Origin of the sequence: Rhizobium sp. BG4, assembly GCF_016864575.1 — a bacterium.
Classification (GTDB): Bacteria; Pseudomonadota; Alphaproteobacteria; order Rhizobiales; family Rhizobiaceae; genus Rhizobium.
Genome location: NZ_CP044125.1, coordinates 1,940,386 through 1,964,402, shown reverse-complemented (window position 1 = coordinate 1,964,402; position 24,017 = coordinate 1,940,386). Strand labels below are relative to the sequence as shown.

Annotated in this window: 24 protein-coding genes, 1 pseudogene and 1 riboswitch; of the genes and pseudogenes, 10 read left to right on the top strand and 15 right to left on the bottom strand. The window is 61.1% G+C overall.

The genetic code is table 11. The annotated features are described in order from the left end of the window. Positions 1-3 precede the first annotated feature (3 nt). From F2982_RS10050 to F2982_RS10035, 4 genes are all read right to left on the bottom strand, one after another. Positions 4-627 (bottom strand): hypothetical protein, encoded by a 624-nt coding sequence (locus F2982_RS10050; RefSeq protein WP_199627939.1) that lies wholly within the window; start codon positions 625-627, stop codon positions 4-6. Positions 628-727: 100 nt separating this feature from the next. Next, the gene (locus F2982_RS10045; RefSeq protein ID WP_203429958.1) at positions 728-2,551 is read right to left on the bottom strand and encodes an ABC-F family ATP-binding cassette domain-containing protein; all 1,824 of its coding nucleotides are present in this window, start codon (positions 2,549-2,551) and stop codon (positions 728-730) included. Positions 2,552-2,554: 3 nt separating this feature from the next. Beyond that, positions 2,555-3,211, bottom strand: a complete 657-nt coding sequence (locus tag F2982_RS10040; RefSeq protein WP_246777534.1) for a thiamine diphosphokinase — start codon at positions 3,209-3,211, stop codon at positions 2,555-2,557. A 42-nt stretch (positions 3,212-3,253) separates the two neighbouring features. Continuing rightward, a complete protein-coding gene (locus F2982_RS10035; RefSeq protein WP_112718263.1) occupies positions 3,254-3,781 on the bottom strand; it encodes a MarR family transcriptional regulator in 528 nt (175 codons plus the stop codon). Between the two features lie 115 nt (positions 3,782-3,896). On the opposite strand from F2982_RS10035, the gene F2982_RS10030 reads away from it, so the two are divergent. The 5 genes from F2982_RS10030 (at position 3,897) to F2982_RS10010 (ending at position 10,807) form a co-directional block, all read left to right on the top strand. After that, positions 3,897-5,432, top strand: a complete 1,536-nt coding sequence (locus tag F2982_RS10030) for an MDR family MFS transporter (protein ID WP_203429957.1) — start codon at positions 3,897-3,899, stop codon at positions 5,430-5,432. A gap of 56 nt (positions 5,433-5,488) precedes the next feature. Beyond that, a riboswitch (TPP riboswitch) is annotated at positions 5,489-5,601 on the top strand. Between the two features lie 52 nt (positions 5,602-5,653). Next, positions 5,654-6,676, top strand: coding sequence for a thiamine ABC transporter substrate binding subunit (gene thiB, locus F2982_RS10025; RefSeq protein WP_203429956.1), 1,023 nt, complete (start codon positions 5,654-5,656; stop codon positions 6,674-6,676). After that, on the top strand, positions 6,676-8,313 hold the full coding sequence (thiP, locus tag F2982_RS10020) for a thiamine/thiamine pyrophosphate ABC transporter permease ThiP (protein WP_203430047.1): 1,638 nt from the start codon (positions 6,676-6,678) through the stop codon (positions 8,311-8,313). Before thiB ends, thiP begins: the two co-directional genes overlap by 1 nt. After that, a complete protein-coding gene (locus F2982_RS10015) occupies positions 8,300-9,010 on the top strand; it encodes an ATP-binding cassette domain-containing protein (protein ID WP_203429955.1) in 711 nt (236 codons plus the stop codon). The genes thiP and F2982_RS10015 overlap by 14 nt, the downstream gene beginning before the upstream one ends. Before the next feature lie 252 nt (positions 9,011-9,262). Then, positions 9,263-10,807, top strand: a complete 1,545-nt coding sequence (locus F2982_RS10010) for a M48 family metalloprotease (RefSeq protein ID WP_112718257.1) — start codon at positions 9,263-9,265, stop codon at positions 10,805-10,807. 50 nt (positions 10,808-10,857) lie between these two features. Here the strand turns inward: F2982_RS10010 and F2982_RS10005 are convergent, their stop codons facing one another. The 5 genes from F2982_RS10005 to F2982_RS09985 form a co-directional block, all read right to left on the bottom strand. Beyond that, positions 10,858-11,721 carry an RNA polymerase factor sigma-32 gene (locus tag F2982_RS10005; RefSeq protein WP_112718255.1) on the bottom strand — a complete coding sequence of 288 codons (864 nt, stop codon included), beginning with the start codon at positions 11,719-11,721 and terminating at the stop codon, positions 10,858-10,860. 374 nt (positions 11,722-12,095) lie between these two features. Continuing rightward, complete coding sequence (locus F2982_RS10000; RefSeq protein ID WP_112718253.1) at positions 12,096-12,668, bottom strand: CarD family transcriptional regulator; 573 nt, start codon at positions 12,666-12,668, stop codon at positions 12,096-12,098. Positions 12,669-13,065: 397 nt separating this feature from the next. Then, the gene (fdxA, locus tag F2982_RS09995) at positions 13,066-13,404 is read right to left on the bottom strand and encodes a ferredoxin FdxA (protein WP_112718251.1); all 339 of its coding nucleotides are present in this window, start codon (positions 13,402-13,404) and stop codon (positions 13,066-13,068) included. A 193-nt stretch (positions 13,405-13,597) separates the two neighbouring features. After that, on the bottom strand, positions 13,598-14,002 hold the full coding sequence (locus F2982_RS09990) for an RNA-binding S4 domain-containing protein (RefSeq protein WP_112718249.1): 405 nt from the start codon (positions 14,000-14,002) through the stop codon (positions 13,598-13,600). 3 nt (positions 14,003-14,005) lie between these two features. Continuing rightward, positions 14,006-17,089: a helicase-related protein gene (locus F2982_RS09985; RefSeq protein WP_203429954.1), complete on the bottom strand. Its 3,084-nt coding sequence runs from the start codon at positions 17,087-17,089 to the stop codon at positions 14,006-14,008. Positions 17,090-17,821: 732 nt separating this feature from the next. Here F2982_RS09985 and F2982_RS09980 point away from each other — a divergent pair. The 4 genes from F2982_RS09980 (at position 17,822) to F2982_RS32015 (ending at position 18,817) form a co-directional block, all read left to right on the top strand. After that, positions 17,822-17,977, top strand: coding sequence for a DUF3309 family protein (locus F2982_RS09980; RefSeq protein ID WP_112718243.1), 156 nt, complete (start codon positions 17,822-17,824; stop codon positions 17,975-17,977). A gap of 28 nt (positions 17,978-18,005) precedes the next feature. Then, positions 18,006-18,308 (top strand): YMGG-like glycine zipper-containing protein, encoded by a 303-nt coding sequence (locus F2982_RS09975; protein ID WP_112718241.1) that lies wholly within the window; start codon positions 18,006-18,008, stop codon positions 18,306-18,308. 164 nt (positions 18,309-18,472) lie between these two features. Continuing rightward, a complete protein-coding gene (locus F2982_RS09970; protein ID WP_203429953.1) occupies positions 18,473-18,616 on the top strand; it encodes a hypothetical protein in 144 nt (47 codons plus the stop codon). A 69-nt stretch (positions 18,617-18,685) separates the two neighbouring features. Next, positions 18,686-18,817: a hypothetical protein gene (locus F2982_RS32015; RefSeq protein WP_281438211.1), complete on the top strand. Its 132-nt coding sequence runs from the start codon at positions 18,686-18,688 to the stop codon at positions 18,815-18,817. 4 nt (positions 18,818-18,821) lie between these two features. Here the strand turns inward: F2982_RS32015 and F2982_RS09965 are convergent. Together F2982_RS09965 and F2982_RS09960 are read right to left on the bottom strand one after the other, a co-directional pair. Then, positions 18,822-19,546 (bottom strand): annotated as a pseudogene (locus tag F2982_RS09965) (beta-ketoacyl-ACP reductase). A gap of 62 nt (positions 19,547-19,608) precedes the next feature. Further along, positions 19,609-20,790, bottom strand: a complete 1,182-nt coding sequence (locus F2982_RS09960; protein ID WP_203429952.1) for an acetyl-CoA C-acetyltransferase — start codon at positions 20,788-20,790, stop codon at positions 19,609-19,611. Positions 20,791-21,030: 240 nt separating this feature from the next. Between F2982_RS09960 and phaR the strand changes: the two genes are divergently transcribed. Beyond that, positions 21,031-21,603: a polyhydroxyalkanoate synthesis repressor PhaR gene (phaR, locus tag F2982_RS09955; protein ID WP_112718235.1), complete on the top strand. Its 573-nt coding sequence runs from the start codon at positions 21,031-21,033 to the stop codon at positions 21,601-21,603. 24 nt (positions 21,604-21,627) lie between these two features. Here the strand turns inward: phaR and F2982_RS09950 are convergent, their stop codons facing one another. From F2982_RS09950 to mtgA, 4 genes are all read right to left on the bottom strand, one after another. Continuing rightward, positions 21,628-22,035 (bottom strand): hypothetical protein, encoded by a 408-nt coding sequence (locus F2982_RS09950; RefSeq protein ID WP_112718233.1) that lies wholly within the window; start codon positions 22,033-22,035, stop codon positions 21,628-21,630. A gap of 146 nt (positions 22,036-22,181) precedes the next feature. After that, on the bottom strand, positions 22,182-22,367 hold the full coding sequence (gene rpmF, locus F2982_RS09945) for a 50S ribosomal protein L32 (protein ID WP_003543812.1): 186 nt from the start codon (positions 22,365-22,367) through the stop codon (positions 22,182-22,184). A gap of 155 nt (positions 22,368-22,522) precedes the next feature. Next, positions 22,523-23,170, bottom strand: coding sequence for a glutathione S-transferase family protein (locus F2982_RS09940; RefSeq protein ID WP_203429951.1), 648 nt, complete (start codon positions 23,168-23,170; stop codon positions 22,523-22,525). A 75-nt stretch (positions 23,171-23,245) separates the two neighbouring features. After that, entirely contained in the window at positions 23,246-23,992 is a 747-nt protein-coding gene (gene mtgA, locus F2982_RS09935) for a monofunctional biosynthetic peptidoglycan transglycosylase (RefSeq protein WP_203429950.1), read from the bottom strand. Between the last annotated feature and the right edge of the window lie 25 nt (positions 23,993-24,017).

Sequence of the window (24,017 nt, the reverse complement as noted above, 5' to 3'; positions counted from 1 at the left end):
TCATCACATCGGCTGGACGCCGCTGAGGCCGACGGAAACCTGCTTGGACGAAACGCTGCCATCGGCGGCCTTCTCGGCCGTGACGATGACGGCAGCACCCGGCTTCAGATCATCCTTGGTAGCCGACGCGATGGTGACAATCTGCGTGCCATCGGGAATGGCGATCGTCTTTTCCTTGCCCTGATAGGTGAGCGTGATCGTCTTGCCGTTGACCGCCTTGACGGAGGTGCTGACCGTCGCATTGGTCATCTCTGTATTCGGCTTGGCATCCCAGGGGCGATTGCCCTCGCCGGTGCCCTTCATCGAGGCCGGGAAGATCATCACCTGCAGTGCATCATTGGGGCCGCTGCCCTTCGGCATCGAGCCAACGCCGACGAAATCGCCCGGCTTGATGTCATCGACGGATGCCCGCTGGATACCGCCGATCTTGAAGCCCGATTGCATGGCGATCGACTGATCGCTGCCGTCGCGGGTCTTGATCGTCAGCACGTCGCCATTGAGGCTCTCGACGATCCCGCGGATGCGAACGCGCTGCGTATCGTCGGCCCGGCTGGACTGAACGGCTGAAAAGGTGATGGCTGCGGCGGCGAGCGCCGTCAGAAATGCGGAAGAAAGCTTGCGAGACATATGACTATTCCTTGTCGCCACGATAGCAGGCATATCCCCGGCTGCCGTGGCGGAATGTAGAGCCGCACCGGGACACCGGCGAATCAAGGAAACGTGAAACTCAGCCTTCGAGCTCTTCCCTCAGCATTTCGAGCTCGAGCCATTCCTCTTCCATCTTGGTCAGGCTGTCGCGCAGTTTTTCCATTTCCGCGGCAAGCTTGTCGAAGGTCTTGCGATCCTTGGTGAAGAGGTTGGAATCTGCCATCTTCTCTTCGCGCTTGGCGATCTCGGCTTCAGCCTTCGCCATTTCCTTCGGCAGATTGTCGAGCGCGAACTTCTGCTTGAAGGAGAGCTTGCCTTTGCCCTTCGGCGCGTCAGCCTGTGCTGAAGCCTCGGCCTTCGGCTTTTCGGCCGCTTTCTCCGCCCTGCGCTTTTCCTCCATCGCGCCCTTGCGCTGCGCCAGCATGTCGGAATAGCCGCCGGCATATTCGATCCAGCGACCATCAGGCGCATCGGGAACGGCCGGTGCAATGGTCGAGGTCACAGTGCGGTCGAGGAAGTCACGATCGTGGCTGACGAGGATGACCGTGCCGGGGAACCCTGCGACAATTTCTTGCAGCAGGTCGAGCGTCTCGATATCGAGATCGTTCGTCGGCTCATCGAGGATGAGAAGATTGGCCGGGCGCGACAGGATGCGCGCCAGCATCAGCCGCGCGCGCTCGCCGCCGGAGAGATTCTTGATCGGCGTGCGGGCCTGCTCCGGCTGGAACAGGAACTCCTTCATGTAGCCGGTTACATGCCGCTGCTCGCCATTGACCAGCAGGTTCTCGCCGCGGCCATCGGTCAGGTAATTGGCAAGCGTGTCCTCGGGATTGAGGTCTTCGCGCTTCTGGTCCAGCGTTGCGATCTCGAGATTGGTTCCGAGTTTCACCGTGCCAGCGTCCGGCGCCAGCTGCCCCGTCAGCATCTTCAGAAGCGTCGTCTTGCCAGCCCCGTTCGGACCGACGAGACCGATGCAGTCGCCGCGATGAACGCGGATCGAGAACGGCGCGACGATCGGCCGGTCGCCGTAAGTCTTGGTGATCTTGTCGGCCTCGATGACCAGCTTGCCGGATTCCTGCGCATCCGAAACGCTCGCCTGCACCGTGCCCTGCGGACCCTTGTGGCCGCGATATTGCGAGCGCATCGTCTGCAATTCGCCGAGACGGCGCATGTTGCGCTTGCGGCGGGCGGTGACGCCGTAGCGCAGCCAGTGCTCTTCGCGCTCGATCGCCTTGCCGAGCTTGTGCTGCTCCAGCTCTTCCGCTTCGAGAACCTGATCGCGCCAGGCTTCAAAATGACCGAAGCCGCGGTCAAGCCGCCGCGACGTGCCGCGATCGAGCCAGACCGTTGCCGTCGAGACCTTCTCCAGGAACCGGCGGTCGTGCGAGATCAGAACCAGGGCGCTCCGCGTTTTCTGAAGCTCGCCTTCCAGCCATTCGATGGTGGGCAGGTCGAGATGGTTGGTCGGTTCGTCGAGCAGCAGGATATCCGGCTCTGGCGCCATGACGCGGGCAAGGGCCGCGCGGCGGGCTTCGCCACCCGAAAGGTTCTTCGGGTCTTCCTCGCCGGTCAGGCCGAGATGCGACAGCAGATAGGTGACACGATAGGGATCGTCGCCCGGCCCGAGCCCGGCTTCGGCATAGGCCTGCACGGTCGAGAAGCCGGCGAAATCGGGCGCCTGCTCAAGATAACGCACGGTCGACGACGGATGGCGGAACACCTCGCCGGACTGCGCCTCGGCAATGCCGGCAGCCATCTTCAGCAGTGTCGACTTGCCGGAACCGTTGCGGCCGACGAGGCAAATCTTGTCGCCGGGCTCCACCTGCAGGCTTGCGCCCGCCAGCAACGGCGTGCCGCCGAAGCTCAGGAAGATGTCGTCCAGTTTGAGAATGGGAGGCGCCAAGAATCAGACTCCGGAAAGATCATAAGGGCGGGCAAGGATGATCGCGCGGCCGCTGCCGAGCGTGAACCGGACCTTGCCTTCCGCCACATTGGAAATGGTACGCGATGAGCCGAAAGGCAAATGGAAATCCGAGAGCGGATAGCGGGCATTCTCGATGAAGAGCCCGCGCAGCTCGCTGAACCCGGGGACGGAAAACAGGCTGTTCTTCGGCAGATCAAGCTCGATGGTTCCGGCAAGAAGCGGAACCGCTTCCTCCACCCCTGAGGTGAGCAGCAGGTCGAAACCCTCTTCTGCAAGGCTGACGGCGTAAAGCAGATGCTGAAGCGCATGGTCGGAGCGCTCGCCCGCCAGGGCACCAGCTAGGATCAGCCTCTTCGCCCCACGCGCAATGGCTTCCGAGACGGCGATCTCGCCATCCGTCGAGGCTTTGGCGGCCGGGTAGGGCTGCTTCGGCACATCGGGAAAGGCGCCTTCGAGATCAGGCGCCGTGGAATCGAAATCGCCCACCCAGAGCTCCGGCACGACGCCGAGCTCGGCCGCATGCCGCATGCCGCCATCGGCCGCGATGAAGCGGCTACCGGCAACGGCGCTGCGCAGCCGTTCCGTCGGCGTCAGCTCGCCGCCAAGCAGGATGGTGAAGGTGGTTTCCGTCATGGGCATTGCCCATAGCGCAAAGCAGGGGTCGAGGGAAAGGGGCAGGGTTCAGCCGGGCGTACCCTTGTCGCGCCGTTCGAAGGCTTTTTCATAGCCGTCGATGAAGCGCTCATAGAGTGCGGCGAAGGCATCGACGTCCTTTTCGCTCCATCCGTCGAGGATTTCGCCGATCAGCGCCATCTTCTGCGCACGGATTTCAGCAAGCAGCCGCTGGCCGATCGGCGTCATTACCACGACGATCCGGCGCGCATCGGCCTGCGATGCCGCGCGGCGAAGAATGTTGCGGCTGACCATGTCGGCAACAACGCGGCTGGCGCGTGACGGATCGATGCGCAGCATCTCCGCGATCGTCCCGACCGTCACTTCGTCAGCCGGCTGCGCGCGGCGTACGGCATCGAGCACATCGAGATGCGATAGTTCGAGATCCGGCGCAACGCTCTGGATCGCAAGGCGCCCGATCAGCCTGCGGCCCGTCATGAGCTTCATGCGGGTCATGCTCTGGCCAATGCTCAAGACGCTTTCGCTTTCCAGCGACAGGGGATCGAGCTCGTGAATTCGGGCGGGTTTCTCGTTCATGCGGCGAGCATAACAGAAGGCTTGCGGGAAGGAAACATGCCTGCGTCATTCAAGTGTCATTGACATTTATATGCTTTTGTCACATAAATTGGCGATCAAGATCGGAACTGTCTTCATGGATATGCAGCTTGCCTCCCAGCCGCTCGTGACGGATCCCCGCCGCAGGCTTATTCTCTTCCTGTTTCTGATGACCGCGATGTTCATGGCAACGCTGGACAATCAGATTGTCTCGACGGCGCTGCCGACGATCGTGGGCGAATTCGGCCATCTCGAGCGCTTCGGCTGGATCGGCTCGGCCTATCTCCTGTCGCTCAGCGCCGTGATGCCCGTCTATGGCAAGCTCGGCGACCTCTTCGGCCGCAAATATGTGATGATGACGGCGATCGCGATCTTCACCGTCGGCTCGGCTGTCTGCGGTCTGGCCATCTCGATGAACACGCTGATTGCCGCCCGCGTGCTGCAGGGCCTCGGCGGCGGCGGCATCATGGTGTCGATCTTCGCCGTCAATGCCGACCTTTTCGAGCCGCGGGAGCGTGCCCGCTACCAAAGCTATTCCAGCCTCGTGCTGATGGCCTCCAGCGCCATCGGCCCCGTTCTCGGCGGCATGATGAGCGATCTGTTCGGCTGGCGTTCGATCTTCCTCGTCAACGTCCCCATCGGTTTCGTCGTGCTTATCGGCTTGGCGCTGATGCTGCCCTACCGCAAACCGCATCGCCGCCCGAAGATCGATTATGCCGGTGCCCTGCTCTTGGCGATGACCACCACCAGCATCGTGCTGATGGCCGATGGCAGCGAGCTCTTTGGCTCGATCCTTGCGCCGCAGAGCCTTGGCATCATCGCCGCAGGCGTTGTCTGCGCCATCGCCTGGGTCTTCGTCGAGCGCCGCGCCGCCGAACCGATCGTACCGCTGTCGCTGTTCCGCAACCCGACCTTCCCGCTTCTCCTGATCATGTCGATTACTGGCGGCGGGATCGCCATCGGCATGGCCAACTATTTCGCGCTCTTCCTGCAGACGACAACAGGCCTCTCGCCCTCGCATGCCGGCCTGCTCTTCATCATGCTGACCGGCGGCCTTGTCTGCGGTTCGTTGTTTGCCGGCCGCACCATCTCGCGCACCGGCCGCTACAAGCCCTTCGCCATCGCCAGCCTCTCCTGCAGCGCCATCGCTTTCGCGCTCCTGACACAGGTTCATGCGGGTACCCCTCTGCCCATCATCGGCCTGCTAATGGCTCTGCACGGCATCGGCATCGGGCTTGCACAGCAGGTGCCTATCATCGGCGTTCAGAACGCGGCTCCGGCCCGTGACGTCGGTGCTGCAACGGGTTCGGTGACGCTGTCGCGCATGGGCGGCGCCTCGATCGCCATCTCGATCTACGGCGCGATCATCGGCTCGCAACTCGCCAAGGTCGGCGTCTCCATCCCGGGTGTCGCCGATATCGAACAGCTGACGCCGAAGATGATGGCGGCATTGCCGGAAGCCAGCCGCCAGGCGGTGGCCGATGCCTATTCGGCAGCCTTCACGCCGCTCTTCATGACGTCCTGCGCCTTCGCCCTGATCGGCCTGATCGCGGCGTTTTTGCTGAAGCCGGTACAGCTGCCGCGCCACGGCGAGGCAAAGAATTCTGCGGCTGCAGCTGAAGCAGCCGAGTGACCTGATGAGGGCGAGCTTCGCCCTTGTCATAAAGCCGTCATCGCTATACATCTGCCAACGCTCTAACGGGGTGCCTGTGTCCGAAAGGACATCTGGCTGAGAGGCTGCAAGCCAACCCGCGGAACCTGATCCGGTTAACACCGGCGGAGGGATTAGATGCGCGCGTGACACCAGGCACCGCCCTTTTCCCGTGAAACAACTTGTATAGGAGGAGGCGCGCCATGCCCGGCCGCAAACCATTGATCGCAATTTTCGCCACGGCGCTTCTCGCCGTTACCTCGGCCATCGCTCCGGCCCAGGCCGCAGACAAGACGCTGACGGTCTATACCTACGAAAGCTTCACCTCCGAATGGGGTCCTGGCCCCAAGGTGAAGGAAGCCTTCGAGAAGACCTGCGCCTGCACCGTCAATTTCGTGAGCGTCGCCGATGGCGTCGCCCTTCTCTCACGCCTCAAGCTCGAGGGCGCCTCGACGAAGGCCGACGTCGTGCTCGGCATCGACACCAACTTGATCACCGAAGCCAAGGATACGGGCCTGTTTGACGCCAGCGGCGTCGATACCAGCGCCTTGAAGGTACCCGGCGATTTCAAGGACGATGTCTTCGTTCCCTATGACTACGGCCACTTCGCCATCATCTACGACACGCAGACGGTAAAGAACCCACCGAAAAGCATGCAGGAACTGGTCGACGGCGACCCGTCGCAGAAGATCGTCATCGAGGATCCGCGCACCTCTACGCCGGGTCTCGGCCTGCTGCTTTGGGTGAAGTCCGTTTACGGCGACAAGGCGCCGGAAGCCTGGGCCAAGCTCAAGAACCGCATCCTGACGGTCACGCCCGGCTGGTCGGAGGCCTATGGCCTGTTCACCAAGGGCGAGGCGCCGATGGTGCTCTCCTATACGACGTCCCCGGCTTACCACATGGTCGCTGAAAACACCGACCGCTATCAGGCGGCCGCCTTCTCCGAGGGCCACTATATCCAGATCGAAGTCGCCGGCCTGCTGAAGAACGCGCCAGACAAGGATCTTGCCCGCGACTTCCTGAAGTTCATGGTCACCCCCGGCTTCCAGGACACGATCCCGACCAACAACTGGATGATGCCGGTCTCGGCGACATCCACGCCCCTGCCGGATGCTTTCGGCAAGCTCGTCAACCCCTCCAAGACTTTCCTGATGTCGCCGGATGACGTCGCCAAGAACCGCAAGGCCTGGATCGACGAGTGGCTTGCGGCGATGAGCATGAACTGATGCTGCAGACGGCGGCGGAACGGCGAAATGCATTGGCGGGCGGCGCAATTGCGCTCGCCGCCATCCTGCTTTTCATCGGTATCGCTGCCGTTTCGCTTGCCGCCTCCGGCGGGGGCGCTGCCTTTGCCGGGATCATTTCCGATCCCTATATCCTCCGCGTCCTGCGCTTCACGCTGCTGCAGGCAGTCCTCTCCACGCTGCTATCGGTTTTCCTGGCGATCCCTGTCGCGCGGTCGCTCGCCCGCCAGCCGCAATTTCCCGGCCGCATCTGGATCATCCGGCTGATGGCGGTGCCGATGGGACTGCCGGTCCTGATCGGCGCGCTCGGCCTGATCGGCATCTGGGGCAGGCAGGGCCTGCTCAACAGCGCGCTGACGAAACTCGGCCTCGCCGAACCCGTCAGCATCTATGGCCTGACCGGCATTCTGCTTGCCCACGTCTTCTTCAACCTGCCGCTCGCCTGCCGGCTGATGCTTGCCGGTCTTGAACGGCTGCCCTCTGAATACTGGCTGATGGCGAGCAATCTCGGCATGCGTCAGCGCGCCATCTTCCGTTTCATCGAATGGCCCGCCATCCGCGGCCTGATCCCCGGTATCGCGGGGCTGATCTTCATGCTCTGTGCCACCAGCTTCACGCTGGTGCTGACGCTCGGCGGCGGTCCTGCGGCAACGACGGTCGAGGTGGCGATCTACCAGTCGCTTCGCTTCGATTTCGATCCCGGCCGCGCCGTCGCACTTTCCCTGCTGCAGATCGCGCTGACCGGCCTCGTCCTCGCCGCCATGTCGCTCCTGCCAGCGAGCCCTGACGAGGGGCTGACGACGGGCCAACGAGCAATGCGTTTCGATGGCAGGAAGCCCACAGCGAGGCTATTGGACAGCCTGCTATTGATCGTCGTCGCAGCCTTTCTCCTGTCGCCACTTCTCTCGGTCGTCGTCGCCGGCCTGAAAGCCGACCTGCCGAAACTGCTTGGCGAACCCGTCTTCTGGCAGGCCGCGGCGATGAGCTTCGGTATATCCATCTCCGCCGCCACACTGGCGCTGCTGGTATCGGCAGCCCTGATCCGCGCCCGCCAGACCATCGCCACCAGCAAGCAGTCCGGCCGTGGCAACCGCGCCTTCTTCGCCACGATGGGCGGCGCATCTTCGATGGTGCTATTGGCCCCGCCGGTCGTGCTTGCCACAGGATGGTTCATGACCCTGCGACCGTTCGGAGATGCAGAAATTTTCGCGCCTGCCCTCGTCGTCTTGATCAACATGCTGATGGCGCTGCCCTTCGTCATGCGCGTGCTCGAACCGGCCTATCTCGTCCATCAGCGCCGTACGGCGCGGCTATCGGCAAGCCTCGGGATCGCCGGCATCGCGCGGCTGCGGCTTATCGATTGGCCGGGGCTGCGCAGGCCGTTCCTCACCGCCCTGTCTTTCGCTATGGCGCTGTCGCTCGGTGATCTCGGCGCCGTTGCTCTTTTTGGGTCAGATGGTTTCATCACCCTGCCGTGGCTAGTCTATAGCCGCATGGGAAGCTACAGAACCAATGATGCCGATGGCTTTGCGCTGATCCTCGGCGTGATATGCCTGTTGCTGACAATCGCCGGAACATCCGGCCAGGTGCGAGGACATGGTGCCGATGACGGCCGCTGATATCGCTATGCAGAACGTCCGCCTGACACTTGGCAGCCATGCTTTTCACTTCGATTGCGCACTCCCCGGCGGCCAGATCATCGCCGTGACCGGCCCCTCGGGCGCCGGAAAATCGACCTTCCTCAATCTGCTGGCAGGCTTCGAGATACCGGAGAGTGGCCAGGTGCTGCTTGATGGCAGGGACGTCACCGGCGTCCATCCGTCAGAGCGGCCGGTCTCGCTCGTCTTCCAGGACAACAATCTCTTCGCCCATCTCGATATCTTCACCAATATCGGGCTGGGCATCAATCCGGCCCTGAAGCTCACGCAGGCGGACCGTAGCCGCATCTCGGCGGCGCTGGCGCAGGTCGGACTTGCAGGCTTCGAGAAGCGGCTTCCGGCGACACTGTCAGGCGGCGAGCGCCAACGCGCCGCCTTCGCCCGCGCCCTCGTCCGCAATCGCCCGATCCTGCTTCTCGATGAACCCTTCGCTGCCCTCGATCCCGGTTTGCGCAGCGGCATGGTGGAGCTTCTGACGACGATGCAGCGCGAGACCGGCAGCACCGTGATCGTCGTCTCGCATGACCCGGACGAAGTCCGCCGCATCGCCAGCTATGGGGTCTTCATCGACCATGGCGCGATCGCGCTTGCCGCGCCGATCGATGAATATCTCGCGCGAAAAGATATGCCCGCATTGCGGCAATTTCTGCGCGGTTGACGAATCTGCAGGGTGCGATGGCACTTTCGCCACAATTTCATCCGAGCGAAAGAACTCCTTAACCACGCCAAGCTTGCTAAATTACAACGGCGCCACAATTAAGCAGAGTCTCGCTATGCAACCGATGCGGAAATCAGCTACAGCAATGACCTGTATCCATCCGTTGTGCACTGCGAGAGCCAGGATGGGCGCCTGTTGAACCCCGTTGGAAGTGGCCGGATCGATAAAGCGGCGAACCGGCTGAAAAGCAAGATGACTCGGAGAGCCAGACTGGACAGCATGAAGACGTGGACGAGACCCGCGCCCTCCAGGACTATGCTTTCCGCTTTGCGCCACCGGGGACGGCATGCGCTGCTGCTGACTGCTGCCGCAGTCGCGCTTAACAGCTGCCAGTCGATCATCGAGCAATCCTACCAGCCGACCGTCTCGCCCTCGTCCAATCCGCAGATCGTCGATGAAGTGCAGAAGAACGATCCGCGCGCCGCGATGGGCGCCCGCGAACACCCGCGCATCGTCGCGAGCTATGGCGGTGAATACAAGGACGCCAAGACCGAACGCCTCGTTGCCCGCATTGCCGGCGCGCTGACGGCCGTTTCGGAAAATCCGAGCCAGTCCTATCGCATCACAATCCTGAATTCGCCGGCGATCAACGCCTTCGCGCTGCCGGGCGGCTATCTCTACGTGACACGCGGCCTGCTGGCGCTTGCCAATGATGCCTCCGAGGTTGCCGCCGTGCTCTCGCACGAAATGGGTCACGTGACGGCCAATCACGGCATCGAGCGCCAGAAGCGCGAAGAAGCCGAAGTCATCGCCAGCCGCGTTGTTGCCGAAGTTCTCTCCAGCGATATCGCCGGCAAGCAGGCGCTCGCCCGCGGCAAGCTGCGCCTCGCCGCCTTCTCCCGCCAGCAGGAGCTGCAGGCCGACGTCATCGGCGTACGTATGCTCGGCGAAGCCGGTTACGACCCCTATGCTGCTGGCCGCTTCCTCGACAGCATGGCCGCATACAGCCGCTTCATGTCGGCCGATCCGGATGCCGACCAGAGCCTGGACTTCCTGTCCAGCCATCCGAATTCCGCGCAGCGCATCGAACTGGCCCGCGACCACGCCCGCGCCTTCGGCCAGGAAGGCAAGGTCGGCGACAAGGGCCGCGATTACTATCTCGACGGCATCGACGGTCTGCTCTACGGCGACAGCCCGGAAGAGGGCTATGTGCGCGGCCAGACCTTCCTGCATGGCGGTCTCGGCATCCGCTTCGACGTACCGCCCGATTTCACCATCGACAACAAGGTCGAAGCCGTCATGGCGACCGGCCCCGGCGATATCGCCATCCGTTTCGATGGCGTGGCCGACAGCAACAACCAGAGCCTGACCAACTATATCTCGAGCGGCTGGGTCACCGGCCTCGATCCCTCGACGATCCAGGCGACGACGATCAACGGCATGGAAGCGGCAACCGCCCGCGCCAGTGCCGACCGCTGGGATTTCGACGTCACGGTCATCCGCAACAATCAGCAGATCTTCCGGTTCCTGACCGCCGTTCCGAAGGGCAGCACGGCCCTGCAGCAGACGGCGGATGTCCTGCGCGCCAGCTTCCGCCGCATGACCCCGGATGAGATGTCGTCGCTGAAGCCGCTGCGCATCCGCGTCGTCACCGTCCGCCCGGGCGACAACATCACGACGCTTGCCGCCCGCATGATGGGCACCGATCGTAAGCTCGATCTCTTCAAGCTCATCAATGCGCTGCCGACAGGCGCCACCGTCGCCCCCGGCGACCGCGTCAAAATCATCGCCGAATAAAAAAGGCCCGGATGAACCGGGCCAGTCTGTGCTGCTGGGAGTAAGAACGTTCAGGCGTAGGCGGCCATGTGCGGGTCGGCGCTCACGAGCGCGCTGCGGAGCTTCTCCATCGCCCGGCTTTCGATCTGGCGCACACGCTCCTTGGAAATTCCGAGATCGGCGCCGAGCTCTTCGAGCGTCGCTCCATCCTCAGCGAGACGGCGGGCGCTGATGATCTTCATCTCGCGCTCGTTGAGATGCGTCAGCGCAGAGGCGAGCCACACGCGGCGGCGCTCGCCATCGATCATGTTGGAGACCTGCTCATCGGGCAGGGGATCGTCGCTGACGAGGAAGTCCATCTTCTCGGCACTGTCGGCGTCGCCGGAGACGGACGGCGCCTGCAGCGACGCATCGTTGCTGGAAAGCCGCGCATCCATCGTCTGAACGTCGGCAAGGCTGACGCCGAGGGCTGCGGCGATTTCCTGATGAATGGATTGCAGGGTCAGCTGCGTATCGCCGCGGGCAAGCTTGGCGCGAAGGCGGCGAAGATTGAAGAAAAGCGCTTTCTGCGCGGAACTCGTACCGCCGCGGACGATCGACCAGTTGCGCAGGATATAATCCTGGATCGACGCACGGATCCACCAGCTGGCGTAAGTGGAGAAACGAACTTCACGCTCCGGCTCGAAACGGGCAGCGGCTTCCAGGAGACCTACATAGCCCTCCTGCACGAGATCGCTCATCGGCAGACCGAAATTGCGAAACTTGCCGGCCATCGAGATGACGAGGCGCATATGGGCCATGGCGATCTGGTTGCGGGCGCCGCGGTCTTCATTGTCCTTCCAGCGGATCGCCAGTTCATGTTCTTCCTCGCGGGCGAGATAGGGAGCCGCCATCGCTATTTTGATCATGCGCCGGTCTGCAGACATGTTCTTCATATCGGTCTCCTAAAATCAGGCCTCGCGCCCAAAACAAAAACAATGAAGGTTCGTTTCCGGAACGTCGCCGTCCGGATCAAATTCAGCTCTCGAATGCAAAAGGCCCCGCTCCTGGACTTTTCAGGACGAGGCCCTATCTCTTCATCAAGTACCGGTCAGACGGTAAAGCAGGATCTGTTTCTTCACGTTGCCGCTCTGGCAATATGTGGAAGTCATGACCCACTCCTCATCGAACGTTTACAACAGCGGACGATCGGTGGGTTCACCTGGCTTTTGTCCGCACTTACGAGGTTTAAACGCGTCAGCGCGGAAAAAGTTCCAATAAAAAACCCGGCTCGAAGGCCGGGTTTTTTGCAAGGAAAAACAAAGCGCTATTATGCGGCTTCGTCCTGAGAGTCGTCTTCTTCGATGGCCTTGCCGCGCTTCGGACCCTTGTTCAGGTTGGTCTCGACGAGGCGGACGGCTTCGGTTTCCGACATCTTGTTGACGGCGGCGATTTCGCGGGCCATGCGGTCGAGGGCAGCTTCATAGAGCTGACGCTCGGAATAGGACTGCTCCGGCTGGTTTTCGGCGCGGTAGAGGTCGCGTACGACTTCCGCGATCGAAATCAGGTCGCCCGAATTGATCTTGGCATCGTATTCCTGCGCACGGCGCGACCACATGGTGCGCTTGACGCGTGCCTTGCCCTGGACAACCTTGAGCGCGCGCTCAACGAAATCGGTCTCCGACAGCTTGCGCATGCCGATGCTCATCGCTTTTGCGACCGGAACCTTCAGGCGCATCTTGTCCTTTTCGAAATCGATTACGAAAAGTTCAAGCTTCATGCCGGCAACTTCTTGCTCTTCGATAGCGCTGATGGTACCGACCCCATGAGCGGGGTAGACGATCGATTCACCGGTCTTGAAGCCGTGGCGAGCTGCTGAAGGTTTTTTCTGCTGGGTCGTCATTCTAATCAAAAACTCCCTGTTACGCTTCCGGCGGCGGCCGGAGCCGGGTCAGTCAGGCCCGGATGAGACGGTTGATTACCGTCGGGTGACTTCACTCTGGTCCCACCAGACAGAAGCAAAAGAAATTCATGCGCGCGATCAACGATCGGACAGCTCAAGATGTTGATATGTCACGGGAACCGCGTACGGATTTTATTTGCTTTCGTGATGGTTTTGGGCACGCTTCGTGCCTCAAATGGGTCAGTGTTCAGAACCTATCACAAAAATATGAGGAAATCAATAATTTGGTGCGTGTGAGTCATGCGGGCAACACATGGCTCACATATTAGAGAAGCATCACTTGAAACGTTTAAGCGCCATCTGAACCCGATTTCAAGCGGATTTCAGCAGCTTGGTCTCAGTCGCCTGAGCCGGGCTTTTCGGAGAAGTACTTCTCGAATTTGCCGGTCTCACCATCCATCTCCTTGGCCTCGGGCATTGAGTCCTTCTTGACGGTGATGTTGGGCCAGATGCTGGCATATTCGGCGTTGATCTTGAGCCACTTGTCGAGACCCGGCTCAGTATCCGGCTTGATCGCCTCGGCAGGACATTCCGGCTCGCAAACGCCGCAATCGATGCATTCATCAGGGTGGATGACGAGGAAATTCTCGCCCTCATAGAAGCAATCGACCGGGCAGACTTCCACGCAGTCGGTATATTTGCAGCGAATGCAATTGTCGGTCACGACATAGGTCATGAAGAACTCCAGGATTTCACGCGAGCGGGGCAGACCAACCTGGAACGTCGCGTCTTTCCCTGAGCCGGAGGGGCAGCGTGTACTGGCTTGGGAGGCTAGAACGCTATCCGGCGAGTTGATGTGACCTACCGGCTTTACAGGCCGATTTCAAGGATAATCGATCTTCAAAAGCGGCCGGTTTGGATAGAGTTTTCTAATCCTCGCCCGACTGGAGCTTGTCGATTGCACGGCGCTCTTTCTTCGTGGGCCGCCCTGCGCCCGCTGCGCGGATCGCCTGCTCATAGGGGGTGAGGCGTTTGGTCTCATCCGCAGGCGGCGTCAGGTCTTCGTAAAGCAGCTTGGCTTCCTCAAACGGGCCACGCCGCTCGCCGGGCTGCTTGACCACCAGGACGACGTCACGCCGCTCGAGCTGCAGCTCGATACGGTCGCCGATTTTCACGGTCTGGCTGGGCTGGGAAACACGTTCGCCATTGATGCGAACGTGTCCCGATTGGATATGGCTTTGAGCCAGGGAGCGGGATTTCACCATGCGCGTGAAGAACAGCCATTTATCGAGACGCTGACGCGAACCGCTTGCTGGCTGTGTCTCCCCGCCCATCGGTTACTTCTTCATCTGCTCCTTCAAGGCAGCGAGCTTTGCGAAAGGTGAATCCGGATCGATCGGCTTTTCCTTGCGCGGCGGCTTGGCCTCGAAGCGCAGCGGCTGGGCGCCGCTGCGGTTGTTGTTACGGTCGTTGCGATCCTTGCGGTCACCACGGTCCTGACGATCGCCACGCTGGTCGTTGCGGTCGCCACGGCCCTGATGCGGCTTACCGCCATCGCGGCCACGCTGCTGGCGGTTGCCGTCGCGGTTGTCGCGGCCTTCACGGTTCTCGCCGCCTTCGCCACCACCATGACGGCGGTTGCCCTGCGGACGCTCGTTGTTGCCACCGCCACGGCGTTCGCCGCCATGATTGCGGGCCTGACGCTGGTTGTCGTTGCGGCCGCCAAGGCGCCACAGGAGAACCGGCTTCGGCTCGGTGGGTTCGCCGTCTGCGGCGGCCGGAGCAGCCTCGGCAGCGACCTCAACCGTGACCGGTGCCGCTTCGGCAGCCGGCGTTTCAGCCGTTGCTTCGTCAGCCTGGTCGGCGTCGTCGTGATCGGCCTTCTCGGAAGCATCTTCTGCTGCCGGCTCGGCGGCTGCAGCAGGTGCCGCCGAAGCGTCCTGCACAGCCAGATGAGCAGCCGCTTCCTCAGCCTTCACGGCGTCGGCGCGATAGCCGAGACCCTTGAGGATCTCTTCCATGTCTTCCAACGTCGCGCCGAGGATCGACAGCATCGCAGTCGTCGTCGTGAAACGGCGGCCGTCGTAAGCGCCTTCCGGACGGTTTGCCTGACCCGGCTTCCACTGCAGCAGCGGACGGATGATGTCGGCAAGCCGCTCGAGGATGTCGATACGGACGGCACGCTTTCCGAGGAACCGGAAACCGGCAAGCTTGTAGAAAGTGCGCTCGAAGCTCGGATCGGTGACGACAGACGTGCGTCCGGCGGCAAGCACTGGAATGAGGTCGCCGTAACCCGGCTTGTCGAGGCCGTCGTTCTTGAGCGCCCAGAGCAGCGTGATGAGCTCGGCCGGAGCCGGCTTCAAGAGTGCCGGGACGAAGATGTGGTAGGCGCCGAAACGCACGCCATAGCGGCGCATCGAGGCACGACCATCCTGATCCAGCGACTTGACGTCGTCGGCAACGTCGCGGCGGAACAGAACACCGAGATTCTCGACGAGCTGGAACGCCAGACCCTTGGCCAGGCCCTGCAGGTCTTCGGCGCGCGACAGATCGTCGAGCGGCTTCAGAACCGTGCTGATGTGATGATTGACGAAGCGCTCCACGCGGGCGGCGACGTGATCGCGCGCATTGCCGGTCAGCTGCTCGTCAGCGAGCAGGATCACCCGCGGACGCATCACATGGTCGCTGCCGGACAGGCGGGCAACGGGATCGCCGAGCCAGCGGATCAGGCCATCGGCGCTGATCGCCAGATCGCCATTGCCAGCGGCATGCATGCGCGCCGCGCGCGCTTCGAATTCCAGAGCAAGCGCCTTCTGTGAAGCAGCCTGTACGGCCTTGGCGTCCGGTCCATCCGTCCCACCGACGGGCGTAAAGCGGAATCCGCTCAACTGACCCACATGATGCCCCTCCACAAAGACATCACCATTCACACTGATTTCAGCTTCCAGCATCGCATTCTCTCTCAGGCGCTTCATGAGCACAGATGTCCTGCGATCAACAAAGCGTTTCGTCAACCTTTCATGTAACGCATCGGACAATCGATCTTCGATTTCCCGCGTCTTTTCCTGCCAGTGTGTCGGATCGGCAAGCCAGCCGGGCCGGTTCGACACATAGGTCCAGGTTCTTATCTGCGCGATTCGCGCCGAAAGCGTGTCGATTTCACCGTCCGTGCGGTCCGCACGGTGCACCTGCTCCGCGAGGAAATCCTCGTTAACCGTGCCATAGCGCACAAGATCGGAAAAGAGCGTCGAGATCAGATCGGCATGCTGGGCCGGTGCAATGCGCCGGTAATCGGGCAGCGCACAAGCCTCCCAGAGCTTTTCAACCCTTTCGGGCTTTGTCGCAAGGTCAATAATTTCCGGATATCGTGAAAGATGTTCCAACGCCTGCTGATCGACGGCCGGCAGCGCCCGCGTCAGACCCTGGACGCTCGGCGGCTTTTCGAGACTTGCCCGCAGCGATTGTATCGATGTGAAATCCAGTTCCTTGGTCCGCCACTGCAGAACCTTGACGTTGTCGAACTCGTGCGACTCGATCCTCTGCACCAGCTCATCGTCAAACGGCGCGACCTGACCGGTGACCCCGAAGGTGCCATCCCGGACATGGCGGCCGGCGCGGCCGGCGATCTGGCCGAGCTCGGCCGGATTGAGATTGCGGAACTGGTAGCCGTCGAATTTCCGGTCCTGCGCAAAGGCGACATGATCGACATCGAGGTTCAGACCCATGCCGATCGCATCGGTCGCCACCAGATATTCGACATCGCCCGCCTGATAGAGCGCCACCTGCGCATTGCGGGTGCGCGGGCTGAGTGCCCCGAGAACGACTGCAGCACCGCCGCGCTGGCGGCGGATCAGTTCGGCGATCGCATAGACCTCGTCAGCCGAGAAGGCGACGATGGCCGAGCGCTGCGGCAGCCGGGTAATCTTCTTCTGGCCCGCGTAGAGGAGTTGTGACAGGCGAGGCCGCTCGACGACGGTAATCCCCGGCAACAGTTGCTGCAGGATCGGACGCATCGTCCCGGCGCCGAGAAGCAGGGTTTCGTCGCGGCCGCGCAGATGCAGGATGCGGTCGGTAAAGATATGCCCGCGTTCGAGATCGCCGGCGAGCTGCACTTCGTCGATCGCCACGAAGGCGGCCTTGGTTTCCCGCGGCATCGCCTCGACGGTGCAGACGGAGAAGCGGGCATTCGGCGGCGAGATCTTCTCTTCGCCTGTCACCAGCGCAACATTATGCGCACCGACCTTCTCGACCAGCCGCGTATAGACCTCGCGCGCCAGAAGGCGCAGCGGCAGACCGATCACACCGGTACCGTGCGCAACCATGCGCTCGATGGCATAATGCGTCTTGCCTGTATTGGTCGGTCCGAGCACCGCGGTAACGCCGCGTCCGCTCAGGATCATGGGCTGCGAATTCTGTGTCATGGTCCATGCAAGTGAGGCGGGGGAGCCTCAGGGTCAAGTCGGCAGACAACACATGGACAGGCGGGCCACCAAACGCAAGAGCCGGGCCGCCGATATGCGCTGCTATTTTGATTCAAGGACGGCCGCTAAGCCTCTGTTTTTAGATTCGGAACAGCTTGAGAACGAATCGGCGACGAATCGCTGACTCGCGCTGATTCAGCTTTTGTTCACGGCTAAGTATTGGTTTTGAATCAGTTTTTCCCACTAGATGCTGAATCCGGCGGTTCAGGAGGCACTTTGACCCGGGCCCACGGCCCATTAGCCGAGAATCGCCTGTCAATTGCCCGACAAAGAAATTTGCAAAATCCGCGAAAATTAACCTTCGGGCCAAAGCCGGAACGAATCACAGACGAATCACCGACCTCCGAGGTTTCGTGCTTTGTTCGCCGCTAGATGTTGATGCCGGATGCGGCAAGCGACTATATGCGGAAAGCCTCGCGTAGATATTTTTTCGTAGCGGCCGATCGCATTAACGTTTTCCGGCGCAATTTTACTGCCTGTTAAAAAACAGAGCGAGGCACGGAACTTTTTCCTAGCTTCCGCGTTATTATCTTTTCGTCCAATATAAAATCTGCAATCGCAAATAAGGCGAAATCCGTTCACGTACATAAATAAGTTTAGCCGGGAACAAAAACCCGGGACGCGTGTTTATTGTCCATTCGAAACTCGGCGTGAGTTGAAGGACCGGAAAACATGCTTAGCACGATACTTCTCATTATCCTTATTCTGCTTTTGATCGGCGCACTGCCGAATTGGGGTTATAGCCGCGGCTGGGGCTATGGACCTTCTGGCGGTTTAGGGCTAGTTCTCGTTATTATCATTATCCTTGTCCTGATGGGCCGCATCTAAAGGCCATGTAACTGGGGAGTTGTAAGTCATGATGAAGAAAGTTGTTCTCGTTGCAGCACTCGTAGGTGCGCTCGCATCGTGCACGGCAACTGAGCAGGGCACCGCCATCGGCGCTGGCTCTGGCGCCCTTATTGGCGGTGCGGTTTCCAACAGCTGGGGCGGCGCAGCCGTCGGCGCCGTTGCAGGCGGCCTGGTTGGTGCTGCAGTCGGCAACTCGGTCGATCAGCGCAATGGTCGCTATGCTGGCCGCTATTACCAAGGCCAGTACGCAGGCAACGGTCTTTGCTGGTACCGCGATTCTCGTGGCCCCTACCGGGCACGCTGCCGTTAAGATCGGAATAAGGCCAACGGGCGCTTCGGCGCCCGTTTTTATTTGTGCTCCTCGTCAACGCCGCGTTGACGCTCGGTTCCCAAAGCCGATCTGGCGAACCGCCAGGACACTCCCCACATTCCTATCAACAAGCCGGCTTCTTTCCGGCCAGAAAGGAATGTCCGATGGTTCAGCTCATTCTGTCTTCCGCTGCCGCCACCCTGATCTCAGCACTCTCTTTGACAACAGCGCTCGCCGCCATCCGTGATCGTGGCGCTGCCATGCAGAAAGTCCCGGTCAAGGCGAAGCGTCGCCCGTCGTCCCGCTGATCCCAGCTCAACAACTCGCAAGACCTCACACCCCAGCCCAATGAGGCAGGGAACAATGGAGATTTATCCATGCGCAAGATTATCGTCATCGCCGCAGCAACCGTTGCCGTCGCAACCTTCAGCGCCAGCGCCAATCCCTATGACGCCGGCAACTTTCCTAACAACTATGGCAGCCACGGCCATCACCGCAGCGGCCGCTAGCCTTTCAGACGAAGAACTGGCCGCCGTTGGCGGTCAGGGTCGAGCCGGTGATGAAGCCCGCATCATCCGATGCAAGGAACACCACGCAGCGCGCGATCTCTTCGGGCTCGCCGAGGCGGCCCACCGGGATCTGTGGAATGATCCGCTCGTTCAGAACCTTCTCCGGCACTGCGAGCACCATTTCCGTGCCGATGTAACCGGGGCAGATGGCGTTGACGGTGATGTTCTTCGCAGCACCTTCCTGAGCCAGCGCCTTGGTGAAGCCGAGATCGCCAGCCTTGGCAGCCGAGTAATTCGCCTGCCCCATCTGGCCCTTCTGGCCGTTGATCGAGGAAATGTTGACGACGCGGCCGAAACTGCGGTCGCGCATGCCGCCCCAGACATGATGTGTCATGTTGAAGAGGCCGGTGAGATTGGTGTTGATGACCTCGTGCCACTGCTGCGGGTCATCTTGTGAAACATCGCGTCGCGGGTAATGCCGGCATTGTTGACGAGAACCTCGACCGGGCCGAGCTCCGCCTCCACCTTGGCAATGCCTTCGCCGCAGGCAACGTAGTCGGAAACATCCCACTTGAAGACGGGAACGCCTGTTACGCCGTGGAAGGCCTGCGCCTTCTCGTCGTTACCGGCATAGTTCGCCGCCACCTTGTAGCCAGCGTTCTTGAGCGCCATCGAAATCGCTGCACCGATGCCACGTGTGCCACCGGTGACCAAAGCCACTCTGCTCATGTTTCGCTCCCCTTTGTTTTCGCTTTCAATCGCAAGCCATTAAGGCATGGATCGCATGCTATTTAAAGTGCTTCGAGGCACATCGCGACGCCCATGCCGCCGCCGATGCAGAGTGTTGCCAGACCTTTCTTGGCGCCGCGGCGCTTCATTTCGAAAACCAGCGTGTTGAGAACGCGAGCGCCGGACGCGCCGATCGGATGACCGATGGCGATTGCGCCGCCATTGACGTTGACGATCGCCGGATCCCAGCCGAGATCCCTGTTGACGGCGCAGGCCTGCGCGGCGAAGGCCTCGTTGGCCTCGACGAGATCGAGATCGCCGACCGACCAGCCGGCTTTCTCCAGCGCCTTGCGCGATGCCGGGATCGGGCCTGTGCCCATGACCTGCGGGTCGACGCCGGCCGTTGCCCAGGAAACGATGCGCACGAGCGGCTGGATGCCGCGGCGCGAAGCCTCCGCTTCGCTCATCAGCACGGCAGCGGCGGCACCATCGTTAAGACCCGAGGCATTGCCTGCGGTTACCGAACCGTCCTTGTCGAAAGCCGGGCGCAGCTTGCCCATCGCCTCCATCGTCGCGCCGTGGCGGATATATTCGTCGGCATCGACGATCGTATCGCCCTTACGGCCCTGAATGGTGAAGGGCACGATCTCATCCTTGAAGCGGCCGGCCTTCTGCGCTGCTTCGGCCTTGTTCTGCGAGGACACGGCAAACTGGTCCTGGTCGTCACGCGAAAGCTGCCACTGACGAGCGATATTTTCGGCGGTGATACCCATGTGGTAGCCGTAGAAAGCGTCGGTCAGGCCGTCCTTGATCATCGTGTCGATCATCTTCATGTCGCCCATCTTCGTGCCACCGCGCAGATGCGCGGCATGCGGCGCCATGGACATCGATTCCTGACCGCCAGCCACGATGATCTTGGCGTCGCCAAGCGCTATCTGCTGCATGCCGAGCGCGACGGCGCGCAGGCCCGAGCCGCAGAGCTGGTTGACGGCCCAGGCCGTCGCCTCCTTGGGAACGCCTGCCTTCATGGCTGCCTGGCGCACCGGGTTCTGCCCTTCGCCTGCCTGCAGCACCTGGCCAAGAATGACCTCGTCGACTTCGGCGCCATCGACGCCGGCGCGCTCCAGCGCGCCCTTGATCGCAGTCGCTCCGAGTTCATGCGCGGGGACAGTGGCGAATGCGCCGTTGAACGAGCCGACCGCTGTACGGGCCGCGCTGGCGATGACGATGGATGTGTTGCTCATGGGAAGCCTCCTCGCTTTTTCACCACTCTATATAAGGCGAAACTGGCAAAGCTTTTAGCCCGAGTCAAACGGCAAGACTGTCACAGAGCAATTTTAGGCCGCAGTTACGAAGAGCGGAATTATGCCGCTAATAAAAGGGGTTGCCGCATCGCACAAAGAGATTGTCACCGGCGTTCTTTTGCGTCTACATTCGATATTGGAGGAAATTCCACATAATCAGACGGGGTTCAGGAGACTGATATGGCGAAGAATGAGGGTCAGATAGTCATCAAGAAATACGCCAACCGCCGACTCTACAATACGGGCACCAGCACCTATGTGACGCTGGAAGACCTGGCAGAGATGGTGAAGAAGGGCGAGGACTTCACGGTCCAGGATGCCAAGACCGGCGATGACATCACCCACTCGGTCTTGACCCAGATTATTTTCGAGCAGGAATCGAAGACCGGCAACACGCTGCTGCCGATCTCCTTCCTCCGCCAGCTGATCACCTACTACGGCGACCAGATGCAGATGGTCGTTCCGAGCTTTCTCGAGCACTCGATGAAGGCGTTCACCGAGCAGCAGTCGCAGATGCGCGAGCAGGTGACGCGGGCCTTCGGCGAAACGCCGCTCGGCAAGAACCTGCAGCTTCCGATGCAGATGGTCGAGGATCAGGTTCGCCGCAACACCGAGATGTTCCAGCAGGCAATGCAGATGTTCTCGCCCTTCATGACGCCTCCCGCCAAGGAGACGAAGAAGGCCGAAGCCAAGGATATCGACGAGCTGAAGGAACAGCTGCGCGCCCTTCAGAACAAGCTCGACAATCTCTGATCTCCGAGCGTTTCCAGAAACGCTCTAGAGACCGATCGAAACATCGCGGCCCGCCGTCCGGATAGACACGGCGAAGCCGCCGATCACATCGATCAGCGCCACCGTCATCAGAATGAAGAAGACCTGCGTAGCTGCATCCTGGACGAGAAGAAACTCGACCAGGAAGGCAATGAACACCAGCATCGACAGCATGTGATTGACCAGGCTGCCCGAGCCATTGCGGGTCGCCTTCAATATTTCGACGAAGAGAATGACGAGCGCCACGACGATGAAGAGATCGCCGAGCGCCATGCTCCAGATCGCCCCTGAAATCATCGAGAGAACAATAATGTCATGCTGAAGCGCGGGTATGCCGCCGCTTCCCATCAGTCCGAGCATTGCCATGTTGTAAAGAATAAATGGAATGATCATCAGCGGCATTGCAGCGAGCATGTCGGTCTATTCTCCCTCGATCAGTAGAATACTGCCGTAGATGACCGTGCCACTTCAAGACATTTGCGAATATAATCATGCGCAAACGCAAAAAGACCGGCGCGCGGCCGGTCTCTTCGATCTGGGAAAACCAGAAGCAGGAAAGCTTATGCGCTTTCCTTCGGCGTCAGAACCTGACGGCCGCGATACATACCGGTCTTCAGATCGATATGGTGCGGACGGCGCAGTTCGCCGGAGTTCTTGTCTTCAACGTAGGTCGGAGCCTTCAGTGCGTCTGCAGAACGGCGCATACCGCGCTTGGACGGGCTCGTTTTTCTCTTCGGTACAGCCATTTCTCGTACTCCACTTCACAGGCAACACATTCCCGGCCAGACTGGCGGCCGAAACGGACATGTCGCGATTTCGGAAATTTTGCGCGTTTATACATGCCTTGGATGGCCTTGACCAGTCCCCAAACGCATTTTTTGAGAATCCTTTGATTCCTGTCTCAAACCTCGTCGTGAGGGACGACCCAGGGCTCGGCGCGGGCAGCCTCCTCCCACTTCACCCAGGCCGGATGCGCCTTCACAGCGGCCATATAGCTCAGCGTCTCGCTGGATGTCACGAGGTCATAAACATCGAAGCGATTGATGACGGGCGCAAACATCGCATCGGCAGCCGAGAAGCCGCCGAACAGGAAGGGACCGCCGGATTGTTCGCGCAAGTCGTGGAAGATCGTCTCGATGCGCACGACGTCGGCCATGACGCCATCGGCAAGCGCGATCTTGCCCTTGGGGCGGCGGATGTTCATCGGGCAGGCATTGCGGATCGCCCGGAAGCCCGAGAGCATCTCCATCGACACCGAGCGGGCAATGGCCCGCCTCGCCCGGTCCTTCGGCCACAGACCGGCCTCAGGATAGAGCTCGGCGACATATTCGATGATCGACAGCGATTCCCAGACGCGGACGCTGCCATGATGCAGCATCGGCACGCGGCCGGTCGGCGAGAACTCCCTGAAGCGCGGATTGCCCGCCTCGAAATCGAAGGGCACGACGACTTCCTCGAAGGGAATGCCCGTCGCCTCCATGGCGATCCATGGCCGCAGCGACCAGGACGAATAGTTCTTGTTGCCGATATAGAGGGTGAGCTTGTCCATGGTCCGATCCATCCGCTGTGTGAGGCTTTCTCTCTACCGGCCGCGGGCTTGGCTCACCAATGAATTGTTCAGGCCTCAATCATAAATGCATTTGATGTAGTCGCCGGCGCCCTGTGCACGGCGCTCGATCACCGCTGCCAGCCGCCGCAAGCCGCGGCCGGGCTTGCCGGCATTGCGGTCGATCGGGTTCGGCAGCGAAACGGCAAGCAACGCCGCCTGGCGCCGCGACAGCTTGGAGGCCGGAACCTTGAAGTGATAGCGCGCCGCCGCCTCGATGCCGTAAATGCCCGGGCCCCATTCGGCGATGTTGAGATAGATCTCCATCAGCCGCCGTTTGGTCCAGACGAAATCAGAGGCGACAGCAAGAGGAAGCTCCAGCCCCTTGCGCACGAAAGAACGGCTATTCCAGAGAAACAGGTTCTTCGCCGTCTGCATCGGGATCGTGCTGCCGCCGCGTGTCGAGGCACCGTCGAGCGTATCCTCGATCAGCATCCGCATCTCACCCCAGTCGACGCCGCCATGGAAGCAATATTGCCCATCCTCGGACATCATCACCGACTGCACCAGCGCAGGCGAGATATCGTCCAGCGACACCCATTGCCGATCATAGCCGCGCAACAGCACGAGATCGCGCAGCATCAGCGTCGAGACCGGATGGATGAAAGGAATGAGATAGAGGAAGATCAGCGCATAAGGCAGCACGCAGAGCACCAGGATGCCAAGCACGATGCGCGCCAGCAAGGAGCGGCCGCGCAGCCACGCATACATCCGCCGATGAGCCGGCATGGCGATGCTTTCCTCTCTCTCCGGCGCGATGTCCAACGTTTGGCCCAGACCTGTTCCCTTG